7 protein-coding genes and 4 pseudogenes are annotated in these 7,224 nt (G+C 71.1%); all 11 read left to right on the top strand.

What is annotated here, in order from left to right; all coding sequences use genetic code 11:
* Nucleotides 1–217: 217 nt before the first annotated feature.
* The 11 genes and pseudogenes from KPL57_RS63190 (at nucleotide 218) to KPL57_RS68935 (ending at nucleotide 7,091) form a co-directional block, all read left to right on the top strand.
* Nucleotides 218–361, top strand: coding sequence for a hypothetical protein (locus KPL57_RS63190; protein WP_226359223.1), 144 nt, complete (start codon nucleotides 218–220; stop codon nucleotides 359–361).
* A gap of 322 nt (nucleotides 362–683) precedes the next feature.
* Nucleotides 684–806 carry a hypothetical protein gene (locus KPL57_RS68965; protein ID WP_264200066.1) on the top strand — a complete coding sequence of 41 codons (123 nt, stop codon included), beginning with the start codon at nucleotides 684–686 and terminating at the stop codon, nucleotides 804–806.
* A 31-nt stretch (nucleotides 807–837) separates the two neighbouring features.
* The gene (locus tag KPL57_RS63185; protein ID WP_226359222.1) at nucleotides 838–1,593 is read left to right on the top strand and encodes an MFS transporter; all 756 of its coding nucleotides are present in this window, start codon (nucleotides 838–840) and stop codon (nucleotides 1,591–1,593) included.
* A 1,063-nt stretch (nucleotides 1,594–2,656) separates the two neighbouring features.
* Nucleotides 2,657–2,884 (top strand): annotated as a pseudogene (locus tag KPL57_RS73625) (phosphoenolpyruvate carboxykinase); the annotation flags it as partial.
* On the top strand, nucleotides 2,836–2,979 hold the full coding sequence (locus tag KPL57_RS68960) for a hypothetical protein (RefSeq protein ID WP_264200070.1): 144 nt from the start codon (nucleotides 2,836–2,838) through the stop codon (nucleotides 2,977–2,979). The pseudogene KPL57_RS73625 and the gene KPL57_RS68960, both read left to right, overlap by 49 nt.
* Nucleotides 2,976–3,179, top strand: coding sequence for a hypothetical protein (locus tag KPL57_RS73620; RefSeq protein WP_374203983.1), 204 nt, complete (start codon nucleotides 2,976–2,978; stop codon nucleotides 3,177–3,179). Before KPL57_RS68960 ends, KPL57_RS73620 begins: the two co-directional genes overlap by 4 nt.
* Nucleotides 3,142–3,324: pseudogene (locus tag KPL57_RS68955) on the top strand (hypothetical protein); the annotation flags it as partial. The gene KPL57_RS73620 and the pseudogene KPL57_RS68955, both read left to right, overlap by 38 nt.
* Nucleotides 3,325–3,412: 88 nt before the next feature.
* Nucleotides 3,413–4,486, top strand: a pseudogene (locus KPL57_RS73615) (phosphoenolpyruvate carboxykinase (GTP)).
* Between the two features lie 247 nt (nucleotides 4,487–4,733).
* Nucleotides 4,734–6,138, top strand: a pseudogene (locus KPL57_RS73610) (carbon starvation CstA family protein); the annotation flags it as partial.
* Nucleotides 6,139–6,202: 64 nt separating this feature from the next.
* Entirely contained in the window at nucleotides 6,203–6,916 is a 714-nt protein-coding gene (locus tag KPL57_RS73605) for a carbon starvation CstA family protein (RefSeq protein ID WP_374203982.1), read from the top strand.
* A 100-nt stretch (nucleotides 6,917–7,016) separates the two neighbouring features.
* Nucleotides 7,017–7,091: a CstA-like transporter-associated (seleno)protein gene (locus KPL57_RS68935; protein WP_308253500.1), complete on the top strand. Its 75-nt coding sequence runs from the start codon at nucleotides 7,017–7,019 to the stop codon at nucleotides 7,089–7,091.
* Nucleotides 7,092–7,224: the final 133 nt, after the last annotated feature.

Below are 7,224 nucleotides of genomic sequence, written 5' to 3'. Positions count from 1 at the left end.
CGTCTGGACGGTAAAGACGCGTCCGGATCAGGGCCCACGGAACGACGAGTGCAAGGGAGAACGGCGATGTCACGGCCGGATGTCGGCGCACGGGGCGCGGCGAGGGACAGGGGCGGGCCGACGTGGCGCCGCTGCCCGGGCTGCGCGCCTGGCTCGCACTCGCGGTGCTCGCCATCCCCACGCTGCTGGTGTCGATCGACAACACGGTGCTCGGCGTATGGCAACTGCCGAGCTCTCCGCCGCGCTCCGCCCGGACGCGGCGACGCTGCTGTGGGTCGTCGACGTCACCCGCTGGTGCTTGGCCGGGCTGCTGGTCACGATGGGACCCTCGGTGACCGGATCGGCCGCCGCCGGCTGCTGATGATCGGCGTCGCCGGCTTCGGCGTGGTCTCGCGCTGCTCGCGCGTTCGCGACCTGGCCGCCCAGCTCGTCGCGGCGCGCGCCCTGCTCGGCGTGTTCGGCGCGATGCTGATGCACCTCCACGCTGGGCGCTGCTGCGGTCGGTGTTCCTCGACCGACCCACCGCAGGCTCGCGCTGGGCGATCTGGGCGACCGGGTTCGCCGCGGGCGCGGCGCTCGCCACCCGATCGTCGGCGGGCTGCTGCTCGAGCACTTCTGGTGGGGCTCGATCTTCGTGATGAGCGTGCCGCCGATGGCGCTGCTGCTCGTCGTCGCGCCGGCTGGTGGTGCCCGGAGTCGGGGAGACCGAGCCGGGCCGGCTCGACCTGGTCGGCGTGGTGCTGTCGCTGCTGACGATGGGACCAGCTGGCCTGCGCATGAGCTGGCCGGGTCCGCGGGCGGGGTGAGCCCCGCCGTCGTCCGCGTCGGTGCTGGTGGGTGTCGGCGCGGGCACCGCGTTCCTCGCCCACTACCGGCGACGACGGTGCGGCGGGCCTGGACCCGCTTGATCGACCTGGAGCTGTTCGCCCGCCCGGTGCTGCGGCACACAGCGCGCTGGCCAACGCCACCACCATGTTCTTCCTCACCGGGCTGCTGTTCTTCTCCGCCCAGTACCTCCAGCTGGTCGTCGGGTACTCGCCGCTGCAGGCGGGCCTGCTCCTGCTGCCGGGCTTCGTGGTGACGGTCGTGGCCGGGCTCGCCGCCGCGCGGCTGGCCCGCCGGTTCGCGCTGCACCAGCTCGTCGCGACCGGGCTCGCGCTCGTCCTGACCGGCTACGTGGCCTGCCTGTTCCTGCAGGTGGACTCGGCCGTCGTGCTGCTGATGTCGGCCGCTGTGCTGATCGGCGCGGGGATCGGGCTGTCCGAGACCGTCACCAACGACGCGATCCTGGCGGCCGCCCCGCCGGAGAAGGCCGGTGCCGCGGCCGCGGTCTCCGAGACCGCCTACGAGGTCGGTGCGGTGCTCGGCACCGCACTGATCGGCGGGTGCTGTCCGCGGTGTACCGGCGGCTACGTGCTCTCCCGACGGGACGCCGTCCTCGGCCGGGAGACCCTCGGCGGGGCGGCGGACGTCGCCACGACGATGCCCGCCGACGCCGCCGCGGCCCTGCTGGCCTCCGCACGGGAGGCGTTCGTGCACGGGTGGACGTCGCGTCCGGGACGGCGGCGGTCGTCGTCGCCGTGGTGCTGGTGACGGCCGGGCTCGGCCTGCGCCGCGCGCACCGTGACGTCCTGGCGGCCGGTGCCCTCCGCGGTGGACGCCGACGCCGAGCCGCGGGGCGCGCCGCCACTGAACCGCTCGTCGCGGGGTGTGAGCGACGATGTGACCACCCCGTGACGGTCCCGGGTGACACGTCCGACCGCCCGGACGAGTGGTTCCGGCGACGCGCGGCCCCGTCGGACGCCTCGTTCGGCGGATACGGTGTGCACCGGCTGGTTCACTACGGCTCGTCCGCGACGACCGGCACCGACGATCGGTGCCGGTCGTCGGTGCCGACTCCACACGGGAGACAGCCGTGCCGTACGAGGTGGTCAGCGCCTACACCCTGGTGCTCGGATGAACACCCCGCGACGTCGTGGAACCCGACCCCGGGGGCCCGGATGCCGGGGGTGCCGTCGCCGGTCGCCCAGAGGTCTCGATCCACACCACCGCCCGAGGACGCCTGGCGACGCGCTCGACGCCGGCGTCCGCGAGCGCTGCGGGATGCGGCCCCGGGCCGCGCCGGGTGATCGACCCGGACGCCGTCGTGCGGCTCGCCGACGCCTGGCGTGCCGGTGACCCCGGCGCCCGGTACTGGCAGGTAACCGCCCACCGGCTGCCGATCATGGTCCCGCGGGCTCGCGCGCTCCGTCGCAACCGTGCGCTGACCCTTCCGTTCTCGAAGCCCTAAGTGCGTTCCGAGAACGCGTTGAAGCGGTCGCGCTTCCGGTCTGCGGGTGAATTTCGGCGACGTTTCTCCGAGAATGTGTCGTGCCGATGTCACGGACCGTCGGCGAATCTGTCACCGGGAACAGGTTGCGTTCGTGTGACATGGCTGTCACCTGGGCGGACATCGCCGTCCGTCCAGCGCGTACTGGATCGATTTACATGATCGGTGCTGTGCCTGACCTCTCAACTCCACCCGTGGGTAGCGCACTATTTCGCAGGTAGCCTCGGAAACCACCTTTTCCCGTCTGGGCCCGTCACCGACTCCGGTCGCGGGCTCGTCGTAGTTCCCCCGGTGGCGGGCCGGGGCCGGCGAGGAGAACAGGACGACATGACTGCAGCGACCGTTCCGGGCACCGACAAGGCACCGACCACCAACCAGGGCGTCGCGGCCTGGGTCCAGGAGATCGCCGAGCTGGCCACCCCGGATCGCGTCGTGTGGTGCGACGGTTCGGACGAGGAGTGGACCCGGCTCACCGACCAGCTGTCGAGGCGGGGACCCTCACGCGCCTGGAGAAGAAACCCAACTCCTTCTACGCCGCCCTCCGACCCCGACGACGTCCCGCGCGGGTCGAGGAGCGGACCTTCATCTGTACCGAGACCGAGCGCGGCGCGGGCCCGACCAACAACTGGGCCGACCCCCCGCCGAGATGAAGCGGACCATGACCGAGCTGTACCGCGGCTCGATGAAGGGCCGGACGATGTACGTCGTCCCGTTCTGCATGGGGCCGACCGACTCGGACGACCCCGAAGATCGGCATCGAGATCACCGACTCCGAGTACGTCGTGATCTCCATGAGATCATGACCCGGATGGGTGTGCGCAGTCGTCCCGCTGCTCGACGTCGCGGGTGACCGCTGGGTCAAGGCGCTGCACTCGATCGGCGCCCCGCTCGCCGATGGCCAGGCCGACGTGCCGTGGCCGTGCAACGAGACCAAGTACATCAGCCACTTCCCGAGACCTGGGAGATCTGGAGGAGCTACGGCTCCGGCTACGGCGGCAAGCAACGCCCTGCTCGGCAAGAAGTGCTACGCGCTGCGCATCGCCTCGGCGATGGCCCCACGACGAGGGCTGGCTCGCCGAGCACATGCTGATCCTCAAGCTCATCAGCCCGGAGGAGAAGGCCTACTACGTCGCGGCGGCCTTCCCGAGCGCCTGCGGCAAGACCAACCTGGCGATGCTGCAGCCGACCATCCCGGCTGGCGCGCCGAGACCGTCGGTGACGACATCGCCTGGATGCGCTTCGGTGAGGACGGCCGACTCTACGCCATCAACCCGGAGTTCGGCTTCTTCGGTGTCGCGCCGGGCACCAACTGGAAGACCAACCCCAACGCGATGCGCACCATCGAGGAGGCAACGCGCTCTTCACCAACGTCGCGCTGACCGACGACGGCGACGTCTGGTGGGAGGGCCTGGAGGGCGACCCCCAGCACCTCACCGACTGGAAGGGCAACGACTGGACCCCCGAGTCCGGCACCGACGCCGCGCACCCGAACTCGCGCTACACCGTGCCGATCGCGCAGTGCCCGTCGTCGCGCCGGAGTGGCAGGACCCGAACGGCGTGCCGATCTCGGCCATCCTGTTCGGTGGCCGCCGCAAGACCACGATCCCGCTGGTCACCGAGGCCCGCAGCTGGCAGCACGGCACCTTCATGGGCGCCACCATGTCCTCGGAGAAGACCGCGGCCGCGGCCGGCGGTCTCGGCCAGGTCCGGCGCGACCCGATGGCGATGCTGCCGTTCCTCGGCTACAACGTCGGCGACTACTTCGCGCACTGGGTGAACCTCGGCAAGAGCGCCGACGCCGAGAAGCTCCCGAAGATCTTCTACGTCAACTGGTTCCGCCGCGGCGAGGACGGCCGCTTCCTGTGGCCCGGCTTCGGTGAGAACAGCCGCGTCCTCAAGTGGTGCATCCAGCGCATGGAGGGCACGGCGGCCGCCGTCGACACCCCCATCGGCTTCGTGCCCACCGTCGACCAGATCGACCTCGAGGGGGTCGACGCCGAGCGCGCCGACGTCGAGGAGGCCCTCGCGGTCGACGTCGAGGAGTGGAAGGCCGAGATCCCGCTGATCGAGGAGTGGTTCGCCAAGATCGGCGACGACAACCTCCCGACCTCGATCCGCGACGAGTTCGAGGCCCTGAAGCAGCGCCTCGGCGCCTGACCCACCGCGGCCCCTGCCGCGCGAGACCCACGGAGCCCCCACACGCCGTCCGGTGTGCGGGGCTCCGTGCTGCGCCTGCACGGGGCCCGTGAGGTGGGTGTCCCCGGATCGGGAAGGACGCGGCCGGTCGAGACTCGGTAACGGCGTCCCCGGACCGGTGACAGGCAACGTTGCCCGACGTAACGTTCCCGATCGGGCCGGCCCCACGACGGCGTCGGTCGCGCACGGTGCACGAGCGGGGGACGGCATGGTCACGACGGAGCGACCGGGAGAACCGGGGACCGGGGGGACGGGCACGACCCGTCGTCGCGACCCGAGGCAGATTGCGATCTGGGTCGCGGTGGCGGTGGTGGGCGCGATCGCCTGGTCGATCGTCGCGTTCACCCGCGGCGAGGAGATCTCCGCGGCCTGGCTGGTGTTCGCCGCCGTCGCCTCCTACGCGATCGCCTACCGCTTCTACTCCCGCTTCATCGCCCACCGCGCGTTGCGCGTGGACGACACCCGCGCCACACCGGCGAACGTCTCGACGACGGGCAGGACTTCCAGCCCACCGACCGGCGGGTGCTGTTCGGTCACCACTTCGCGGCCATCGCCGGCGCGGGCCCGCTGGTCGGCCCGGTGCTCGCGGCACAGATGGGCTACCTGCCCGGCACGATTTGGATCATCGTCGGGGTCGTGTTCGCGGGCGCGGTCCAGGACATGGTCACGCTGTTCTTCTCCACCCCCGGAGCGGGCGCAGCCTCGGCCAGATGGCCCGCGAGGAGATCGGGCCGGTCGGCGGGACGGCGGCCATCGTCGCCGTCCTCGCCATCATGGTGATCCTGCTGGCGGTGCTGGCGCTGGTCGTCGTCCAGGCCCTGGCCGACTCGCCGTGGGGCACGTTCTCGCTCGCGATGACGATCCCGATCGCCCTGTTCATGGGCTTCTACCTGCGCTACCTGCGCCCGGGGAAGATCATCGAGGTCTCGGTGCTCGGCGTCGCGCTGATGCTGCTGGCCATCGTCGGCGGCGGCTGGGTGCAGAACTCGTCGTGGGGCGAGGTCTTCCACCTGACCGCGAACCAGCTGACCCTCGCGCTGGTGGTCTACGGCTTCGCCGCCTCGGTGCTGCCGGTCTGGATGCTGCTCGCGCCGCGCGACTACCTGTCGTCGTTCATGAAGGTCGGCGTGGTCGTGCTGCTCGCCGCCTCGATCCTGCTGGCCTGGCCGTCGCTGCAGATGGACGCGCTGACCCGGTTCGCCTCCGACGGGCAGGGCCCGGTCGCGGCGGGCTCGCTGTTCCCGTTCGTCTTCATCACCATCGCCTGTGGTGCCCTGTCCGGGTTCCACGCCCTGGTCGCCTCGGGCACGACGCCGAAGCTGATCCAGAAGGAGTCCCAGATCCGGGTCATCGGCTACGGCGCGATGCTCACCGAGTCCTTCGTCGCGATCATGGCACTGGCCGCGGCCTGCATCCTCGACCCCGGCCTCTACTTCGCGATGAACATGCCCGCGACGGTGCTCGGGCCGACCGTCGAGACCGCCTCCGCCGCGGTGGCGCAGATCGGGTTCACCATCTCCCCGGCCGACCTCACCGCGGCCGCGCAGGCAGTGGAGGAGCACACACTGGTCGGCCGCTCCGGCGGGGCGCCGACCCTGGCCGTCGGGCTGTCGACGGTGTTCTCCCAGGTCTTCGGCGGCGACGCGATGCGCGCCTTCTGGTACCACTTCGTTTCTCATGTTCGAGGCGCTGTTCATCCTCACCACGGTGGACGCCGGCACCCGCGTCGGACGCTTCATCCTGCAGGACACGATCGGCAACGTGGTGCCGCGCTTCCGCGACACCAGCTGGCGGCCGGGCGCCTGGATCTGCAGCGCCGTCATCGTCGGGGCATGGGGCTACCTGCTCTACGCCGGCGTCAACGACCCGCTGGGCGGCATCTACCAGCTCTTCCCGCTGTTCGGCATCGCCAACCAGCTCCTCGCCGCCGTCGCACTGGCCGTCTGCACCACGCTGCTGATCCGCTCCGGCCGTGCCCGCTACGCACCGATCACGCTGGTCCCGCTGGTGTTCGACGCCGTCGTCACCCTGACCGCGAGCTACCAGAAGATCTTCTCCGACAACCCCAAGCTCGGGTTCTGGGCCCAGCGCGACCAGTACCAGGCCGCGCTCGACGCCGGGAAGACGAGCCTGGGCACCGCCAGGACCGTCGAGGCCATGCAGAAGGTGGTGGTGAACACGACCGTCGACACCGTGCTCACCGCCCTGTTCGCGCTGCTCATCGTGATCGTCCTGGCCGACTCGGTCCGGGTGTGGGTCGCCGCGCTGAGCGGACGCCCGCTGCCCGGCGGCTCCGAGGACCCGTACGTCGAGTCCCGGATCCAGGCCCCTGCCGGGCTGATCCCCACCTGCTCCGAACGCGAGCTCGCCAGGGCCGGGGGCTCCGGATGAGCCGGCTCCGGGCGTTCTGGACGTTCCTGCGCGAGCTCGCCGGGAGCGCGACTACGAGCGGTACCTGGCCCATCGGGCGGCCCACCACCCCGGTGCGCCGGTGCTGGGTGAGCGCGAGTTCTGGCGGGAGCGGACCGACCGCCAGGACCGTGTTCCCTCCGCCCGCTGTTGCTGATCGGGTAAATTCACTCCGATGGGGCAGTGTTTGAACTGCCTCGGTCGCTCAGTGTGGACAGCGAAGGACGCCGAAAGGGGCGACGTTGCCCGGTCTCGACGAGATCGGCCCAGCGTAGAGCCCTGACCGGTAG

It is taken from the genome of Pseudonocardia sp. ICBG601 (assembly GCF_020496245.1).
This window is presented reverse-complemented; position numbering and strand designations above follow the sequence as displayed.